Source organism: Halalkalibacter kiskunsagensis (assembly GCF_037027555.1).
In the GTDB taxonomy this organism is placed as follows: domain Bacteria; phylum Bacillota; class Bacilli; order Bacillales; family Bacillaceae_D; genus Halalkalibacter; species Halalkalibacter kiskunsagensis.
Map to the genome: position 1 here is coordinate 15,032 of NZ_JAXBLX010000038.1, position 18,038 is coordinate 33,069.

Consider the following 18,038-nt stretch of genomic DNA (forward strand, 5'->3'; position numbering starts at 1 on the left):
TTCTTTTGGTTAGAAACGTCAATTTATCAATGAAACAACTTATTCTTTACTATAAGTGCTCCACTCGAGATTGTTCAAGGCCATAACTCCATCTTTAGAACAATCCCTTTAATTATTGCGATCGTTTTTTTCCTAAAGACCACCTCCTTGAATTAATATGCGATTATAGACATAAATCGCATAGAACTGTTTATCATTGAATAACTATAAAGACGAACTAACCTTTTAAATGTTAATTGTAGTTACATGAAACAATTGCGATTATATGCTGCTGAACATGTTGAAACTCTTTGGACAATTGAGCAAAAATAACCTACCTTTTGACACTCTTCTTTCATTAAGTGCAAGCATTTCTTATTCTGACTATTATTAATCAGGTAAGGCGATTCGGTTACCCTCTCATTCATACCTGACTTGATTCCACATAAGCAGGCAACAAATTAGGAGGTTGCGAGCATGATATTTGCTGTCAACATTGAATCGGTCTATTCAACTCAAGATTTTATCAAAGGAATGGAAGAAGCGAAACAAATAGGTTTTCATGCTATTGAATTTTGGAGTTGGTGGGATAAAAATTTGCATGAGATTTATGTAGCGAGTCAGAGGCTTCAATTAACAATAGCCGGGATAGTCACGAAATTTATCAGTTTGACTGACCCTTCACAAAGGCAAGAGTATATAGATGGCCTCAGGCAAACGATTGAAGTGGCTAAAAGGCTTGAGTGCAAAACAATTATTTCTCAAGTTGGGCAAGAAATACCTACCGTTCCTAGAAGAGAGCAACACCGTAGTATCGTCGAAGGACTAAAAGCATGTGTACCATTCTTAGAGGAAGCTGGCATCATGCTTGTCATTGAACCGCTTAATACGCTAGTAGACCATGAAGGATACTACTTGGATTCTGCTAAGGAAGGATTTGAAATTATTGATGAAGTAAACAGCCCTTATGTCAAAGTTTTATATGACATTTACCATATGCAAATTATGGAGGGAAACATCATTTCTACTATTACAAATCATATTGATAATATCGGGTATTTTCATATTGCTGGTGTCCCTGGTAGACACGAGCCATATACTGGTGAGCTCTATTATATAAATATTTTTAAAGCCATTAAGGAAACTGGATTTAACGGTTATATTGGACTAGAATATTTTCCACTTGAAAACCCTAAGTTAAGTCTGACGAGGTTTCTCGAGTGGGTTAAAACGGAGGGGCTTGTGTCCTCCAACATATAAGGCTTAATCAGCTAATGTTAGCCTTTGAAAAGTAAATTCAATTCCTAAATCGTCAATAGACTCTTTTGTCTCCTATTCTACAGCATTTTAATAAGGGATATCATTTTGCTTAGGAATGATAGCTACTTTCATACTTTTTCGAATCCACTTCTTCAGTCAGAGTAAATTCTTCGGAATCAATCATAATAGAATTTCATATTCAGAGGGCACTGAGCGTAGCCGTTACCTTGTTTTAAAGCCCGCTATGAGAGTGTGTTTCTCAATCCACGGGCTCGCAGCGTGCGGAGCCACTGCCGCTTCCTCGATGGACTTTTTCAGTGGCCTCCATAATATAATCACGGTCTATTTTCAATACAAGAAGCTTAATATCATTCGCCTTTAAAAATACGTCTCATGTACTAAAAAATTACTTATCTTCCACAATTAAATAGTATGCTTTGACTGGTCCATGAACCCCAACTACTAGATTCATTTCTATATCAGCACTGTTACTAGGTCCTGAAATAAAGTTAATACAGGAAGGAATTTTTCCTCGTTCCTTTTGCATTTTGTGTATAACGCTAGTTGCTTGAGTCATTCGAGGAACAATCGTACTCTTAGGAATGATGGCAATATAATAGGTAGGGAGCAAACTGACAGACCTCCCCTTACCTTTATCACTTAACAAAACAACGGTCCCTGACTCAGCTAATGTCATATCAGAAAACGTGATCCCGATATCAGCTTTTTCAGCAATTTTCACATTTTCTTCCTCAATACTAGGATTCCATTTATGAATATTTACTCCTTTTGAAGCAGCTTTTTTAAAATAGTCATCTACCCCGTACTCTTCAAATCGTGGATCATCCCAACTTACAATCGATTTTCCGTTCAATTCCACTACTACTTTATCTAAAACCGCTTGAAGAGACGCAGTTGTCACTTCTTTTACGTGCGTGTGAATGTTTGTACATTGTTCTTTTAAGACATCAACTAATTGATCCTGACTAAACCCTTTGAACACTTCATGCTGTGGTTGATGCTTCCAAATCGGTTTGACGACAGGAGTTGATTTTCGTTCTCGACCTAAGCTTTTTGCTACTTGATTAAGAAAACGCTCTTTATTTTGGATACTTCCCGTTGTCATTACTTGTCGCCTCCTTTCTCACGCTGTTTAAACCACTCTCGAAAACTTTGTTTACTTGGCTCAGGGAAATCTCTTATATCTGTCCATGGCTTGATTGGACCCGGCCCCTTTTTGATTTTCCCTTCTTTTGCAAAAGGACCCATCATCGTTGGAGCAGCTTTCGAGCCAAAGGTAAATAGTTTCGGTGAACTTGCTGCTAACGAAAATCCTTTCATGGCAAGTTTTTCACCAAAACCAGCTTTTCCTTGCTCTTCGACAATCTTCCTGCGGTGCTTAATGAGTAAATCATGAAGTGGAATTTTCACAGGACAGGCTTCTGTACATGCCCCACATAAACTTGACGCATAAGGCAATTCTTTGTAATCATCATATCCTCCTAGCAACGGTGACAAAACGGCGCCAATTGGTCCTGGATAAATCGAACCATAGGAATGTCCACCTACATGACGGTAGATCGGACATACATTAATACAAGCAGCACAACGAATGCATTGAAGTACAGACTGAAATTCAGTACCTAGTATATTCGAACGACCGTTATCAACAATAACAAGGTGGAATTCCTCAGGCCCATCGACATCCCCCTCTTCTTTTGGTCCGGTTAAGCCCGTTATATAGCTAGTCAACTTTTGTCCAACCGCACTCCGACAAAGCATGCTCACTAAAATATCTAATTCTTCCCACGTCGGTACGATCCGCTCCATTCCCATTACCGTAATTTGTGTTTTCGGTAGAGTAGTCGCAAGCCTTGCATTTCCTTCATTTGTCACAAGTGAAATCGCACCTGACTCTGCTACTGCAAAGTTACAACCTGTTATTCCAATATCAGCTGATATAAATTCTTTTCGTAACTGTTCTCTAGCAAATAACGCAAGTTCTTCAGGCTTCGATGATTTCGAATACCCTTTCTTCTCTGAAAAGGTATCACGAATTTGCTCCTTATTTTTATGCAATGCCGGGGCAACAATATGAGATGGTGGATCATGGTCATCAATTTGAAGGATGTATTCACCTAAATCAGACTCAATCACTTCACAACCTGCCGCCTCAAGGGCTTCGTTCATGCTAATCTCTTCTGTTACCATCGATTTTGATTTAATAATCTTTTTTGCTTCTTTTTCTTTTGCGATCTTTGTAATGTATTCATTTGCTTCTTCTGCAGTTTGGGCAAAGAACACATGGCCACCTTTTTTGATTACATTTTCGGCAAGTTGATCTAGATAATAGTCGAGATTTTCTAACGTATGCTGCCGAATTTCTTCTGATAAAGAACGCCACTCTTCCCAGTTTCCTAGCTCTTCCTGTGCATCTAGCTTTCTTCCTTTCAATCGATCTTGTGCCGAAACCATGGCACTTCTCATAAAATCATTGTTGATTCCTTTATCAACTCGGTCAAAAAACTTATCTTCACTGATCTTCATTGACATCGTTAGTCACCACCTTTTACTCTTTGCTGTTTAATACTTGTGCAATATGCATCACTTTAATTGGTTTCCCTTGGCGTTCAATTCTACCTCCGATATTCATCAAGCAACCACAATCAGCACCAATTAACACTTCGGCTTCTGTTTCTTCAATATGTTCAATTTTCTCATTGACCATTTGCTCTGAAATCGGCACCATTTTTACAGAAAACGTTCCTCCGAAGCCACAGCATGTTTCTTTATTTGGAAGACTTGTAAATTCTAATCCACCTACATTTTCTAATAGTTTCATTGGTGCATCTTTAACTCCTAATAAACGAGTCATATGACATGATGTGTGGTACGTTACTTTTTTATTAAAAATCGCCCCAACATCTTCAACCTTAAGAACGTCTACGAGGAATTGCGTGAATTCAAACGTCTTTTTCGCGAGTGTATTAGCTTTTTCTTTCCATACTTGATCGTCATCAAATAAATGACTGTATTCATGAATCATGGCACCACATGAACCAGATGGAGTAACAACATAATCAGCATCTTCAAATGTTTTGATCATATGTTTCGCAACGTCTTTTGTTTCTTTGTGATAACCGCTATTATATGCTGGCTGACCACAGCAAGTCTGATTATTTGGAAAAACGACTTCACAGCCATTTCGCTCAAGAATATCAACGACGTCTTTGCCAACCCCTGGGTAAAACACGTCCGCTAAACACGTGATAAATAAGGATACTTTCATTTCATTCCCTCATTTCAAAAAATTTGCTAGTTTTGGAGAGGTAGTTTTAAAAGATCGACTTTTAACTTTTTGAACTACCTCTTTAAGAGCGAATAACTTTAATTGGCAAGTCTTGAAATGCCTGAATTTGTTCCTGTTTCGTTTTTGAGTCGGTAATAATGTAGTTAATCGTTTGAATTGAGGCTATTCGTGAAAATGCCTGGACACCAAACTTTGAATAATCAGCAAGCAAATAAATGTTATCAGAAATCTCAACCATTTTCTTTTTCACCAGAGCCTGCATTTCATTCGAATCACTAATTCCTCGTTCTGCATGAATACCTTGGCATGAAATAAATGCTTTATTCACATGATAATATTCCAAGGCATTGTTTGTTTGAGGACCAACAAAAGATAACGATTTTTGTAACATTGTTCCTCCAACCGTAATAACAGTCACTTTTTCTCTATTCGCTAATTCCATTGCCACTTTCATGGAATTGGTTAACACCGTTAAAGGAATATCTGGTAATCTCTTTGCCATATACCAAGCCGTTGTACTTGCATCTAAAATAATTCGATCATTTATCGCTACATACTTCACGGCTTCATCTGCTACTGCCATCTTTTCTTTTACATTTCTGATTTCTCTTTCGAAATAGGGAGATTCGATTTCATTTTCCTTTATGCTAACAGCACCGCCATGACTTCTCTGGAGTTTCCCTTCATTCTCTAGCTTCTCTAAATCACGACGAATGGTCTCCTCCGTTACTTTGAAAATTTGACTTAATTCAGAAACACGAATGCTTCCTTTCTCATTGACGAGCGATGTAATTTTTTCATGTCGTTCCGCTACAAGCATTTCGTCACCTCTTGTAATAAACCTATTAAAAGTAATTGTATTTTTGTTTCTTTTTGTTTATCTGTCATTTTAACACTCTCTGATAAATAAATGTAGTATTGATAGTGATAATTGTAAAAAGACAGCCAGGCTGTTTGATTCATTCTAAGCCTGACTGTGCAAATTACTTATTTTCTTCTTGAAAGTACAGTTTCTTCATATTGTTCCACATCTTCTATCCATTGCTCTTTTACTGGTACATTCATTTGTTCACAGTAATAATTCCAGATCGCACCAAATGGATACGTTTTAAATTCTTCAATTAGCGCAAGTCTCTTTGTAAAATCACCCTTTTCTTGCAATTCTTTTAGTTGCTCATTTGGCATGAGCATTGCAAATAGTAATGCCTTAACCATATTACGTGTACCAATTGTCCAAGCGGCAATTCGATTAATACTCGCATCAAAGAAATCAAGACCGATCATCACTTGATCGAGTGCATTATTACGAACGATCTCTAGGGCAATTTCTTTTAACTCGTCATCGAATGTAACAACATGATCACTATCCCAACGAACAGGTCTTGAAACATGTAAAGCTACCTTTTCACTAAAGAGTAGCATCGCTGAAATTTTATTAGAAACCATTTCAGTAGGATGGTAATGTCCTGTATCAAGCAAGCAAAGCTTGTTATTTTTTAATGCGTAGCTTAAGTAAAACTCATGCGAACCAACTACGAATGATTCTGAACCGATCCCAAACAGTTTGCTTTCTACTGCATCAATATTTAATGCTTCATCAACTTCTACTGCAAAGATCTCATCAAGCGATTCTTTTAAACGCTTTCTTGGTGTCAACCTGTCACTTGGAACATCTTTGTAGCCATCTGGAATCCAAATGTTTGTTAAACAAGGAGTTCCGAGTTCTCTACCAAAGTATTCACCAATTCTTCTACTCGCAATACAGTGATCAATCCAGAATTTACGAATCTCAGGGTCAGGATGCGATAATGTCAGTCCATCTGCCGATTTTTCGTGGGAAAATAACGTTGGATTAAAATCTAAACCAAGGCCATGTTCTTTTGCCCATGCTACCCACTTTTCAAAGTGTTTCGGCTCTAACTGATCCCTTTCTACCACTTCTCCGTCCGTTTCAGCATAAATGGCATGTAAATTAATACGATGCTTTCCAGGAATAAGCGAAAGAGCCTTTTCAAGATCCATGCGTAATTCCTCAGGTGTTGTTGCTTTCCCAGGATAGTTCCCTGTTACATCAATGCCACCAGATAATTCAACTTTATTCACTTCAAATCCACCTATATCATCCCCTTGCCAACAATGCACAGAGATGGGAACATTTTTTAATATTTCAAAAACTTCTTCTACATTGATACCCCACTGCTCATATTCTTTTTTTGCTAGGTCAAACTGACTTTTCACACTCATATTACGCCTCCTAATCAGATACTATTTATAATTACATCATCTTGTTCATCGATATCATTTAGTAAACCTTGATCGACTCGTGAATAAATCTCTTTCTCTAACAGAATAATAAAGTCTTGACTGACATGTAAGTTAACTGCATTTTTATATGTTTCAACACAGCATTTCTCCTTAAATCTATAACAAAACTGGATTAAATGTTACTCCTAACTAAATTCCATTTCAGGAATAAGTGTATTTTTTCACTTCAAAAGATTTTTTGATAATGCCTCTTGCCTTATCAATATTCTCAATTTCACCTATTGCAATAAATTGCACAACGAGATTTCCAATAGCGGTTGCCTCAACCGGACCTGCATACACCTCTTTTTTCGTGACATCAGCAATTAATTGATTCAACAACTCATTTTGACAACCGCCACCAATCACATTGACCGTACTAAATTCTTTTTCGAAAATATTTTCTATTTCAGCAACGGCTTTCTTGTAACTATTCGCAAGAGATTCAAACACACATTTTGCGATTTCACCAGGCTGTTCAGGTACTGTTTGACTAGTTTCTTTGCAATAGTTTTGAATTTCTTCGATCATATTATCTGGTTTTAAAAAACGTTGATCATCCACGTTCACAGTTGACTCAAAACCAGACACTGCTCGAGACAGATCCACAAGTTCTGCAAACGAATACTGATTATCATAATTTCGCCTTACCTCTTGAATCATCCAAAGACCCATGATGTTTTTTAAGAAACGAAACTGATAATCCATCCCGCCTTCATTTGTAAAATTATAATCAAGAGCTTTCGTTACACAGATTGGAAAGTGGTTTTCGACACCAATTAATGACCATGTTCCTGAACTAATGTAAATCGTATCTTCTAATTCAGGAACTGCAAGTACTGCCGAACCCGTATCATGAGTAGCTGGTAAGATGACGTCCATATCAAAGCCAAACTCTTCAACTAATTCTTCCCTCAAGCTACCGAGCGTTTCCTTTGGCATTTTGATTTCTTCAAACATCTCAACATTCAAACCTAATGTGTTGATGATTTCTTTATCCCATTTTTTTGTAAAAGCATTGATTAGTTGCGTTGATGTAGCATTCGTATATTCGTTTGCTTTTCTGCCAGTTAATAAAAAATGTAGATAATCAGGAATCATAAGAAATGACTTTGCTTTTTCTAACACTTCCGGATTCTGCTTCTTTAATGCATAAAGTTGATAGATCGTATTGAACTTTTGAAACTGAATGCCTGTTTCTAAATACAACCGTTCCTTCATAAAGATTTCCAATACCTCTTCCATAATCCCATCCGTACGAGGATCGCGGTAACTAACTGAATCTGTTAAAGGTTGGTCACGTTCATCGAGTAAGACAAAATCAACAGCCCATGTATCAATCCCTATGCTTACAGGTTGAATTCCAATTTGATTACACTTTTGAATACCTGTTTTTATCTCAAAAAACAACGCATCGATGTCCCAGCAAAAGTAACCGTTTTTCTCGATGATGCTGTTATCAAAACGATGAATTTCCTCTAAATTTAATTGATCTTCATGCAAATCTCCAAGAATAAGCCTTCCACTTGAAGCTCCAATATCAACAGAAAGACAATACTTCTTCTTCATACGGCACCTCCATGAACGTAAGCGTTTGCTACCATAATGAAAGCATTGACCCCTAACTAAATTATAAGCACGGGGGTCAAAAGCCTACTTAATATTTAGAAATTACCTAGTAAAGGCAGCAGGTACACCGCCGTCAACTGTAATCATACAACCTGTTGTCTTCTCCGCTTTTGACGATGAGAAGAATAAAATGGACTCAGCGATATCTTTTGGATAGATATTTGCTAAAAGCGTCGTACGCTTACGATAGTGCTCTTCCAATTGATCTGGCTCAATTCCATAAGCTGCCGCACGCTCTTCTCTCCAGCTTGAACCCCAAATTGCTGAACCTTGAAGAACCGCATCAGGAAGAACTGAGTTCACACGAATTCCAAATTCGCCACCTTCTGCTGCAATACATCTTGCCAAGTGCGTTTCAAGTGCTTTGACCGAACTGTAGGCAGATGCATTCTTTCCTGCATAGATGGAGTTTTTAGACCCGATAAAGACCATACTTCCACCAATCGCTTGATCTTTCATTTGTTTAAAGGCCGCGCGGGCAACGAGGAAATAACCTGTTCCAAGTACATTCATGTTTAGATTCCATTCTTTTAATGTTGTTTCATCAAATGGACTTGAAGTTGCTAGACCAGCATTATTAACAATGATGTCAACGCCGCCATAAGCTAGAGCAGTTTGCTCAAAAGCTGCTTGAACTTGCTCTTCACTTGTAACGTCCATCTTCACTGCAATCGCACGATTCTCACCGTACTGTTCGTTAATTTCAGCAGCTACTTTTTCTGCTCTTTCAAGGTTAAGATCAGCAAGGACAACATGCGCACCTTCCGCTACAAATTGACGGCACGTTTCGCTACCAATCCCACCAGCTCCACCTGTTACGAAAGCTACCTTTCTAGAAAACTCAGCTTCAGGTGGTGCTAGAGATAGTTTGTAAAGCTCAAGTGGCCAGTACTCAATATTGTAAGATTCATTTTCATTTAATGAAACGAAGCTTCCAAGAGCTGTTGAACCTTTCATTACCGCAATCGCACGGTGATATAGAGCCCCACTCACATTTGCCATTGTTACGTTTTTCCCTGAATTCACCATTCCGATACCAGGAATTAAAATGACACGTGGTGCTGGTTCAAACATAACGTCACCTTCATTTTTGTTACGTTCGAAATAAGCTTTGTACTCTTCTTTAAAGCTTTCAACACCTGTTTTAATTGCTTCAACTAATTGATCAGTATTTTTTGTAGAAGGATCCCAATCAATGTATAAAGGTTTCATCTTTGTGTGAACTAAGTGATCTGGACAAGCTGCACCAACTTGAGAAAGCTCAGCTGCATCAAGGCTATTCACAAATTCTAATACATCCTCTGCGTTATCGTATGTTAAAAGCATTTTCTTTTCATCACTTACAGCACCGCGGATGACCGGCATTACTTTCGCTAAAGTTTTCTTTTGATCTTCTTCAGAAAGTGAGTCATATTTCTTACCACCGAATGTAGCGTTTACATCAATTCGTGTATTGATGTATTCTTCTGCCTCATTAATAACAGAAATGGTTTTGTCATAGCTTTCCTTTGCTGTTTCTCCCCAAACAACTAAACCATGTTTCTCCATTAAAACAAGATCAGCATTTGGATTATTCTGAACTCCATCTGCGATCATTTTTGAAAGAGTGAATCCTGGACGAACATAAGGGACCCAAACAAAACGATCTCCAAAGATTTCTTTTGCAACTTCTTTTCCATTATCCGCACAACAAATGCTAATAATTGCATCTGGATGCGTATGATCAACATGTTTAAAAGGTAAGAATGCATGAAGCAATGTCTCAATCGAAGCACGAGGATGTTTGCTATCAATCATACAATGAGACAAGTATTCAACCATTTCTTCATCTGGCATTTCATCACGCTCAATAAGTGGACGAATATCTTCAAGATTTAAGCCTGTGAAGTTCTTTGCTTGCATTGTTGCTAAATCAGATCCACTTCCTTTTACCCACATTACTTCAATATCACGGCCACGGAAATTTTTTTCAACCGTTTTCATAGATGTGTTACCGCCACCCCAGTTACAAACAGCGCGATCTGTTCCTATTAAATTAGAACGATAGACAAGTTCACTAAGTCCTGCAGTTAATGTATTTGCTTTTTCTTCATTCCATAGATTCTGTACCATAATTACCTCCGAAGCAACCTTTATTTTCTTCTGAAAATAATATAACATGTCCGTTTATGTTTGTATATATTTTGTTTTATTTTGTTTCATAAAGATAATGCGTTTCCATCCAACTGTACATAAAAAGCAAAAAAAAAGAATGCTAGGAAAAAATGACCCTAACATTCTATGAGCTATCCGTTGCCTTCTTTTAAAGTTCGCTATGAGTGGATCGCGGGCGCGCAACGTGCGAAGCCATTGCCACTTCCTCGATGGACTTTTTCAGTGCCTAACATTCTATAAGTAATATTACAAATTAATGCTCAATTTCTCATATTTATCAGTTAGAATATAGATAACATCTAAATAAGGCCCGTCGTATATAATTATTAAATAGAACATATACCTCCTAATAAGAAGAGACTATCCCATTTAACGAGTGGGCTCATTAAATGAGCTAGAATTTAAATCTATACGAAGTGAAGCCTAGGAAGGAATTCTAGAAATCACCTTTTACCTTTTGGGGACAGGAACCGTAATAAAACTACTACTATTTTAAAAGGGATTGGGTTATGTGGTATGGATAAATTCAAAAGAAATAAAAAAAATAATGGTGGTTACTTTCTACCTTTAAAGAAACATGGTTCATCCCCTCTCTTTACTATAAAAATTGAAAAGAAATTAAAGCGCTATCTGAGCAAAAGTAAAGAGAGTAAAGAGAGTAAAGAGAGTAAAGAGAATATTGAGAATGAACTTACCGAATGCAACAAAATTCTAAACTTATGTAGAAGAAAATATTTTGAAACGAAAAAGAAACTTGAAGAAAAAGAAGCTCGAATACAGGATCTCGAAGAACAGAATGCGGAACTTGAATCTCAAAATACAGAGCTTGGAGATCGGAATACGGAACTTGAATCCCAAAACAAGGAACTCGAGATTCGAATACGCGAGCTTGAGGCTCAAATACGAGAACTTGAAATCCAGATAGCTATCCGTGATTTAGAAATAAGAGAAAAAAATATAACTATTGCATTGCGTGATTTGGAAATAAGAGAAAAAAATATAACTATTGCATTACGTGATTTGCAAATAAAAGAAAAAGATATAATTATTGCATTACGTGATTTAGAAATCGCTGAACGGAATAATTTACTTGCTTTACGGGATATACAACTTGCTGAACGGAACAATTTACTTGCTTTACGGGATATGCAAATAACTGAACGTAATATTTTACTTGCTTTACGGGAAATACAACTTACTGAACGAAACAATTTACTTGCTTTACGGGATAACCAAATAACTGAGCGAAACAACACAATTATTTTACGAGATCAGCAGCTTGTAGAACGAAACAATTTAATTACATTGCGCGATACCCAATTAACTGGACTAGCAAATGAAATCACTCTACGGGATATACAGATTACTGAACTAAGCATGAGAATCTCAAAATTAGAGGATGCAATTGTACAAAAGGACAATATTATTGCCCAGTTAACTGACGAAAAAGAGCAATGACAAGCTACTATTGCTAACCAAAATGAAAGAACTGCGCAACTTTTAAAAATCAGAATAATAAACCAACTGATGGATAATAGTCCTTTCTGCACAGGTGAAATTCCCCAAATAATAATAAGATCAAACGTTTCCCAATAGAGGAATCACCTTTTTGCATACTCACTAATAACTGAAGCACGTTATGGTATGAAATAGTTGTCAAATTCTTCGTGTTATCACCATATACTTACTTAAATGATCAACGAATGAGGTGGTAACAATGAAGATCGTAATCTCCGAAAAAGGAACAACATTGCGACAAATGGCCCATCATCATAATATCAATTTGAATAAACTTAGAATTCATAATCCACATCTTTCCCATCCAGATGAAGACATTTCTGGTCAGAAAGTAAAAATTCCTTCTTCTCCTAGACAGGTAATCTTAAAGAGAAACCGTCAAATAACAAATGACAATGAGGAAATTGTTCCAACTTATGAAGATTGCCCTCCTAGTCCAGAAATCGATTATTCAGATCACTGGTTCCCACTAACTTCTTTAGAAGATATGGAAAAAATAAACTATGATGTGATCATCGTTGGAAGCGGAGCAGGCGGAGGAGCCACTCTTTGGAGATTGAGTGAACAGTGGCGAAATCAAGGGAAACGAATTGCTGTTTTAGAAAGAGGTGATTTACTCGTACCGACTCATGTAGCCAATTTACCGACTGCTAAAACCGCAGCGAGATTTCTGCGAAACCCTGCATTCAATATTCGAAGAGACACGGAATGGCCTGAATTTCCAGGAGCTAAACAACTTTTCGGTTTAGGAGGCCAAACGCTGCTTTGGGGAGGCATGAGTCCACGTTTTCATCGTAGTGATTTCAACGAATGGCCTTTTACACTTGATGATCTCATTGAATACTACAACATTGCTGAACAGGTCATGAAAGTGAATACAGCATACACGAAGGGCTCTAACCTTCAAGAATCTCTCTTAAAAAGGCTGAGAAAGAGCGGTTATCATGATGCGACAAACATTCCTCGAACGTTTGACTTAAGCGTTAGCTATTTCGGACATATACAATCAAATGTCTTTTTTAGCTCCCTTGAATTTATGGCTTGGGCGCTTAACTGGAATGGGGTTGATTTTGCCGTTAATGCCAATGCGGTGAAGCTTCTACATGAAAACAACAAAGTAACTGGAGTGCAGGTAATGACTCCGGACCGACAATCATATATAATTCATGGAAAAATCGTTGTCGTTTCTGGGAGTACATTTGAAACCCCCCGCCTACTGCTTCATTCTGGGATTGCAGGAGAGGCGATCGGTCGATATTTAATTACTCATTCTTTTGTTTCTTCCTCTAATCTTGTCTCACGAGAGGAATTTGAAGAGGTATTAGGGCTCGTGAACATTCTGCTTCCTAGTACTGATAAGCGGCCATACCAAATAGCAGTTACAGGACCTCATCCTTATGAATTTTATGCCTATGAAACGAAGCCTTTGATGAAAGAACTAGAGGTTAGCCTGTTAGGGTTCGGAACTGTGGAGCCAAATCGTGATAACCGTGTCATCCTTGATCCCGCTAACGTGGATTGGTATGGGGTTCCAACTCTGAATGTTCGTTTCTCTTACAGCGAACAAGACTATGCTATTATTCAACAAATGGTGGGTGATATGCTTTACGCCATTAATAGTATGCAATTAACTTTCGAAACGAGTCCATGTCTCTTGCCTCCGGGGACCGATTATCACGCTGCGGGTACTTGCCGCATGGGCATTGATCCAGCTACATCTGTTACAAATGAGTTTGGTCAAGTGCACGGGATGTCAAATCTGTTTGTCGCTGATAACAGTATCTTACCATTCATGGGTGGGGCCAATCCTACACTAACGACCGTAGCTGTAGCTATGCGAACTGCTGATTATATTATAAAAAATGAGAATGTATAAAAAATTGAGTACAAATTTCCCTACTAGAAAAGAATGAAAGTGCCTTAAGATTCAACATTAGATTAGAAATAGGATGACAAAGGAAGCTGCTATTCCGTTGTCATCCTATTTGAATTTTTAGTTTATATCTTCTAGAGGCTCTGCATTTCCAAAAGTCGGTGCTGCCCCATGCGGTGATGCAGCCCATATCACGGCATTCGCGATCACTTTTATAATCTCATGATTGTGATAAGTAGGATACCTCTCATCGCCGGGTTGGAAGTAAAAGATTTTCCCTTGCCTACGATGATAGGCACAGCCGCTGCGAAACACTTCACCACCTTTGAACCAACTAATAAAGATAAGCTGTTCAGGAGCAGGAATATCAAAAAATTCTCCGTACATTTCTTCTTCCTCAAGTTCGATGTATTCTCCAATGCCTTCTGTTATCGGATGAGCGGGATCAACTACCCATAACCTAGACTTCTCATCTGCTATTCTCCATTTTAAGTCACAGGTTGTGCCCATTAACTTTTTAAAAATTTTCGAGAAATGGCCAGAGTGTAACACGATTAACCCCATGCCATTAAGTACTCTTTCATACATTCTTTCAACAATCTCATCAGCCACTTCTTCGTGAGCTAAGTGCCCCCACCAGATTAGTACATCAGTTTGATCTAGTACTTCTTTTGTCAAACCATGCTCTGGTTGTTCAAGTGTTGCTGTTCGGATATTGAAGTTATACGGCTGCAAACCTTCAGCAATGGTATTATGGATCCCTTTAGGGTATCTTTCCGCTACAGCTGGATCTGTTTGTTCGTGGATATATTCATTCCACACCGTCACATTGATTGTCTTCATTTCGAACGTTTTTGATCCAATTGTTATTTTAAACATATCGTCCTCCCTTTTCATCTTTAGAAGATTTTTCTCAACTCTAACTTTTAATCTATAGCCAATTATATGAACGTTTACAAAATTTAGAAGGAATTAGGATTGGCATATGAATTATGCGTAATTGAAGTTTTTCCAAAAGAAGATTATCACCTTTTTATACACTCATTAATAACAGATAATGTCCTACGATATGAAATTGTTGTCAAATTCATCGTGTTGTCATCATATACTTACATAAACGTTCAACGAATGAGGTGGTAGCACTGAAGATAATAATCGCTGAAAAAGGAACAACATTACGGAATTTGGCCTATAATCAAAACGTCGATTTGAATAAGCTAAGAATCCATAATCCACACCTTTCTCATCCAGATGCAGATATTTCCGGTCAGAAAGTAAAAGTTCCCTCTTCTCCTAAACAGGTAATATTAAAAAAAACCCGTCAAATAACAAATGACAATGAGGAAATTGTTCCAACTTATGAAGATTGCCCTCCTAGTCCAGAAATAGATTATTCAGACCACTGGTTCCCTCTTACTTCTTTAGAAGAAATGGAAGAAACAAACTATGATGTTATTATCGTTGGAAGCGGAGCAGGTGGAGGATCGAGTCTCTGGAGGCTGGCTGAACAGTGGCGAAATCAAGGGAAACGAATTGCTGTTTTGGAAAGAGGTGATTTAATTATTCCTACTCATGTCGCTAATTTACCGACTGCCAAAACAGCCGGGCGATTTTTACAAAACCCTGCATTCAATGTTCAAAAAGAAACGGAATGGCCTGAATTTCCCGGTGCTAAACAGCTTTTCGGTTTAGGAGGCCAGACTCTGCGTTGGGGAACGGTAAGCCCTCGTTTTCACCCGAGTGATTTTAAGGAATGGCCGATTACTTTTGATGATCTCATCGAATACTACAATATCGCTGAACGGGTTATGAATGTAACTACTGAGTTTACGAAGGGCTCTAACCTTCAAGAAACCCTTTTAAAAAGACTGAGAGAGGGAGGGTACCATGATGCGACAAACCTTCCTCGAGCAATTGACTTAAGCTCTAGTTATTATGGACATATACATTCAAATGTCTTTTTTAGTTCTCTTGAATTTATGGCTTGGGCGCTTAACTGGAACGGGGTTGACTTTGCCGTTAATGCCAATGTTGTGAAGCTTCTACACGAAAACAACAAAGTCACTGGCATAAAGGTGATGACTCCGGACCGAAAGTCATATACAATTCACGGGAAAAACGTTGTCGTTTCTGGGAGTACATTTGAAACTCCTCGTCTTCTGCTTCATTCTAACATTCCTGGAGAGGCAATCGGCAAATATTTAATTAGTCATTCTTTTGTTACCTCTAGATGTCTTGTCTCGCGCGAAGAATTCGGTGAGGTTTTGGGGCTTGCAAACATTCAGATCCCTAGCACAGAAAAACGGCCATATCAAATAAGCGTTCAAGGACCCTTTCCTTATGAATTTTACTCCTATGAAACGAAGCCTTTCATGAAAGAATTGGATATCGGTTTTTGGGGCTTTGGAATTGTTGAGCCTAACCGCGATAACCGCGTCGTCCTTGAACGAGATAACGTGGATTGGTACGGTGTTCCAAAACTGAATGTTCATTTTTCTTACAGTGAACAAGATTTATCTATCATTCAACAAATGGTAAATGATATGTTTCATGCAATTAATACCTTGGAGTTAACAATTGAAACGAGTCCTTGTCTTCTCCCCCCTGGGAGCGACTATCATGCTGCAGGCACTTGCCGCATGGGGAATAATCCAGCGACATCCGTAACAAACGAATATGGTCAAGTGCATGGTATGTCTAATCTGTTTGTCGCTGATAACAGTATCTTACCATTTATGGGAGGGGCAAACCCAACGCTAACGACGATTGCTGTCGCCATGCGTACGGCTGATTATATAGTAGAAAAAGGAATCAAAAATAAATCTTGATTCAATGAGGTAAAAATTTGTAATATCAGATATAACAACTAGCTTGAATCGCTCAAGCTAGTTGTTGTTTCTTACTAACCTACACTTATCTACTAAGCTCCCACTCGAAACAATTTCGTGAGTTTTCGTACAAAGTCTGGAAAGTTAAATGTATCAGGCTGTGTTTGGTTATACCATTTCCTTACAGTTTCAACTATCCAAAAGGGGACCACTTTTCCATCTATTACGTGATAATTTTCCTGATAGCCTTGTTTCAAATAATCCCATCTACAATCATTTCCTTGTTTCAAATATTCAGAGACATCAAGTAATTTCGCTCTTCCTTCATGGAGAAGGATATTTTTTAAATGTATATCTCGTGGGTTTAGTCCCCTACTGAGCGCGTAGACTATTGCTTTATCAACGTCTTCTATGGCTTGTTTTGGTATATGAATTCCTTTTAATAAACAATCATATAAAGTGAGTCCCTTTTCAAAGCTTAAAACAAGATTAGTAGAACCGCTCCCATAATAATTAGGAAAAAAATCCGACTGACCAAGCTTTTCATATACTTGCTTTTCCACTTCTAATTTTTCTAATTTGTCATTGCTGTATACTTTAAAAGCATAATCAGGAGCGTCAACTGAACGAACTACCGCAGCATCTGTCCCCACACCAATACACTGGAAACGATCAGGAATTCCCTTTACTGTAACAAGTTCATTTTCGTTGTTTGATACGACTTCTATTGTCTTTATTTTACCTGCTACGAATTCCCAACTCATATGTTCATCTTCCTTCCTTCACATAAATTATGACCAAATGCACATAAATTAAGAACAACATAGAATGTGATTTTCCATTCAGAACATCTGGCAAACCGTTTCGGTAAACAGCTACTGACGATGTGATAAAGTACCCTCTAATTGACTTACTTCACCAACATATTGTTATATATTCCTCTTTTCTAAACAAAAAAACCTTTACCGAATTCGGCAAAGGTTTTTTTACACAAATAAAGACCTTTACCAAAATAGTAAAGGTCTTGCTAACAACATAACGTTGCCAACAAAGCCGAGAGTTTTGACACTCTGGGATGACGACTTTGCTGTAAAAGCTACTCCCCTTTAGGAGAAATATTCATATTCACTTTTATTACTTAATCATAAGTGATCAGAATAAATTCGTCAATTATTATTTTTGA

14 protein-coding genes are annotated in these 18,038 nt (G+C 37.8%); 4 read left to right on the plus strand and 10 right to left on the minus strand.

The features are described 5' to 3' along the window. Window positions 1-456 precede the first annotated feature (456 nt). Window positions 457-1,239 (plus strand): hydroxypyruvate isomerase family protein, encoded by a 783-nt coding sequence (locus SLH51_RS18560; protein ID WP_335962953.1) that lies wholly within the window; start codon window positions 457-459, stop codon window positions 1,237-1,239. 406 nt (window positions 1,240-1,645) lie between these two features. Here the strand turns inward: SLH51_RS18560 and SLH51_RS18565 are convergent, their stop codons facing one another. The 8 genes from SLH51_RS18565 to SLH51_RS18595 form a co-directional block, all read right to left on the minus strand. Next, entirely contained in the window at window positions 1,646-2,365 is a 720-nt protein-coding gene (locus SLH51_RS18565) for a LutC/YkgG family protein (protein ID WP_335962954.1), read from the minus strand. Continuing rightward, window positions 2,365-3,792, minus strand: a complete 1,428-nt coding sequence (locus SLH51_RS18570; protein WP_335962955.1) for a LutB/LldF family L-lactate oxidation iron-sulfur protein — start codon at window positions 3,790-3,792, stop codon at window positions 2,365-2,367. Before SLH51_RS18570 ends, SLH51_RS18565 begins: the two co-directional genes overlap by 1 nt. Before the next feature lie 16 nt (window positions 3,793-3,808). Beyond that, the gene (locus tag SLH51_RS18575; protein WP_335962956.1) at window positions 3,809-4,528 is read right to left on the minus strand and encodes a (Fe-S)-binding protein; all 720 of its coding nucleotides are present in this window, start codon (window positions 4,526-4,528) and stop codon (window positions 3,809-3,811) included. Window positions 4,529-4,610: 82 nt separating this feature from the next. Continuing rightward, complete coding sequence (locus SLH51_RS18580) at window positions 4,611-5,369, minus strand: DeoR/GlpR family DNA-binding transcription regulator (RefSeq protein WP_335962957.1); 759 nt, start codon at window positions 5,367-5,369, stop codon at window positions 4,611-4,613. Between the two features lie 167 nt (window positions 5,370-5,536). Further along, window positions 5,537-6,793 carry an L-rhamnose isomerase gene (gene rhaA / locus SLH51_RS18585; protein ID WP_335962958.1) on the minus strand — a complete coding sequence of 419 codons (1,257 nt, stop codon included), beginning with the start codon at window positions 6,791-6,793 and terminating at the stop codon, window positions 5,537-5,539. Between the two features lie 14 nt (window positions 6,794-6,807). Beyond that, complete coding sequence (gene sda, locus SLH51_RS24515; RefSeq protein ID WP_390184035.1) at window positions 6,808-6,987, minus strand: sporulation histidine kinase inhibitor Sda; 180 nt, start codon at window positions 6,985-6,987, stop codon at window positions 6,808-6,810. A 28-nt stretch (window positions 6,988-7,015) separates the two neighbouring features. Beyond that, on the minus strand, window positions 7,016-8,422 hold the full coding sequence (gene rhaB, locus SLH51_RS18590) for a rhamnulokinase (protein WP_335962959.1): 1,407 nt from the start codon (window positions 8,420-8,422) through the stop codon (window positions 7,016-7,018). 102 nt (window positions 8,423-8,524) lie between these two features. Beyond that, entirely contained in the window at window positions 8,525-10,594 is a 2,070-nt protein-coding gene (locus SLH51_RS18595; RefSeq protein ID WP_335962960.1) for a bifunctional aldolase/short-chain dehydrogenase, read from the minus strand. Window positions 10,595-11,152: 558 nt separating this feature from the next. On the opposite strand from SLH51_RS18595, the gene SLH51_RS18600 reads away from it, so the two are divergent. Next, window positions 11,153-12,094: a coiled-coil domain-containing protein gene (locus tag SLH51_RS18600; RefSeq protein WP_335962961.1), complete on the plus strand. Its 942-nt coding sequence runs from the start codon at window positions 11,153-11,155 to the stop codon at window positions 12,092-12,094. A 259-nt stretch (window positions 12,095-12,353) separates the two neighbouring features. Further along, entirely contained in the window at window positions 12,354-14,030 is a 1,677-nt protein-coding gene (locus SLH51_RS18605) for a GMC family oxidoreductase (protein ID WP_335962962.1), read from the plus strand. 117 nt (window positions 14,031-14,147) lie between these two features. On the opposite strand, the gene SLH51_RS18610 is transcribed toward SLH51_RS18605, so the two are convergent. Further along, window positions 14,148-14,906: a ThuA domain-containing protein gene (locus SLH51_RS18610; protein WP_335962963.1), complete on the minus strand. Its 759-nt coding sequence runs from the start codon at window positions 14,904-14,906 to the stop codon at window positions 14,148-14,150. 254 nt (window positions 14,907-15,160) lie between these two features. On the opposite strand from SLH51_RS18610, the gene SLH51_RS18615 reads away from it, so the two are divergent. Continuing rightward, window positions 15,161-16,855: a GMC family oxidoreductase gene (locus tag SLH51_RS18615; protein ID WP_335962964.1), complete on the plus strand. Its 1,695-nt coding sequence runs from the start codon at window positions 15,161-15,163 to the stop codon at window positions 16,853-16,855. Between the two features lie 92 nt (window positions 16,856-16,947). On the opposite strand, the gene SLH51_RS18620 is transcribed toward SLH51_RS18615, so the two are convergent. Beyond that, on the minus strand, window positions 16,948-17,619 hold the full coding sequence (locus SLH51_RS18620; protein WP_335962965.1) for a protein kinase family protein: 672 nt from the start codon (window positions 17,617-17,619) through the stop codon (window positions 16,948-16,950). Window positions 17,620-18,038: the final 419 nt, after the last annotated feature.

Coding starts and splice junctions, on each gene's coding strand:
- SLH51_RS18560 (WP_335962953.1), top strand. CDS start 457: ATGATATTTGCTGTCAACATTGAATCGGTCTATTCAACTCAAGATTTT.
- SLH51_RS18565 (WP_335962954.1), bottom strand. CDS start 2,365: ATGACAACGGGAAGTATCCAAAATAAAGAGCGTTTTCTTAATCAAGTA.
- SLH51_RS18570 (WP_335962955.1), bottom strand. CDS start 3,792: ATGTCAATGAAGATCAGTGAAGATAAGTTTTTTGACCGAGTTGATAAA.
- SLH51_RS18575 (WP_335962956.1), bottom strand. CDS start 4,528: ATGAAAGTATCCTTATTTATCACGTGTTTAGCGGACGTGTTTTACCCA.
- SLH51_RS18580 (WP_335962957.1), bottom strand. CDS start 5,369: ATGCTTGTAGCGGAACGACATGAAAAAATTACATCGCTCGTCAATGAG.
- rhaA (WP_335962958.1), bottom strand. CDS start 6,793: ATGAGTGTGAAAAGTCAGTTTGACCTAGCAAAAAAAGAATATGAGCAG.
- rhaB (WP_335962959.1), bottom strand. CDS start 8,422: ATGAAGAAGAAGTATTGTCTTTCTGTTGATATTGGAGCTTCAAGTGGA.
- SLH51_RS18595 (WP_335962960.1), bottom strand. CDS start 10,594: ATGGTACAGAATCTATGGAATGAAGAAAAAGCAAATACATTAACTGCA.
- SLH51_RS18600 (WP_335962961.1), top strand. CDS start 11,153: ATGGATAAATTCAAAAGAAATAAAAAAAATAATGGTGGTTACTTTCTA.
- SLH51_RS18605 (WP_335962962.1), top strand. CDS start 12,354: ATGAAGATCGTAATCTCCGAAAAAGGAACAACATTGCGACAAATGGCC.
- SLH51_RS18610 (WP_335962963.1), bottom strand. CDS start 14,906: ATGTTTAAAATAACAATTGGATCAAAAACGTTCGAAATGAAGACAATC.
- SLH51_RS18620 (WP_335962965.1), bottom strand. CDS start 17,619: ATGAGTTGGGAATTCGTAGCAGGTAAAATAAAGACAATAGAAGTCGTA.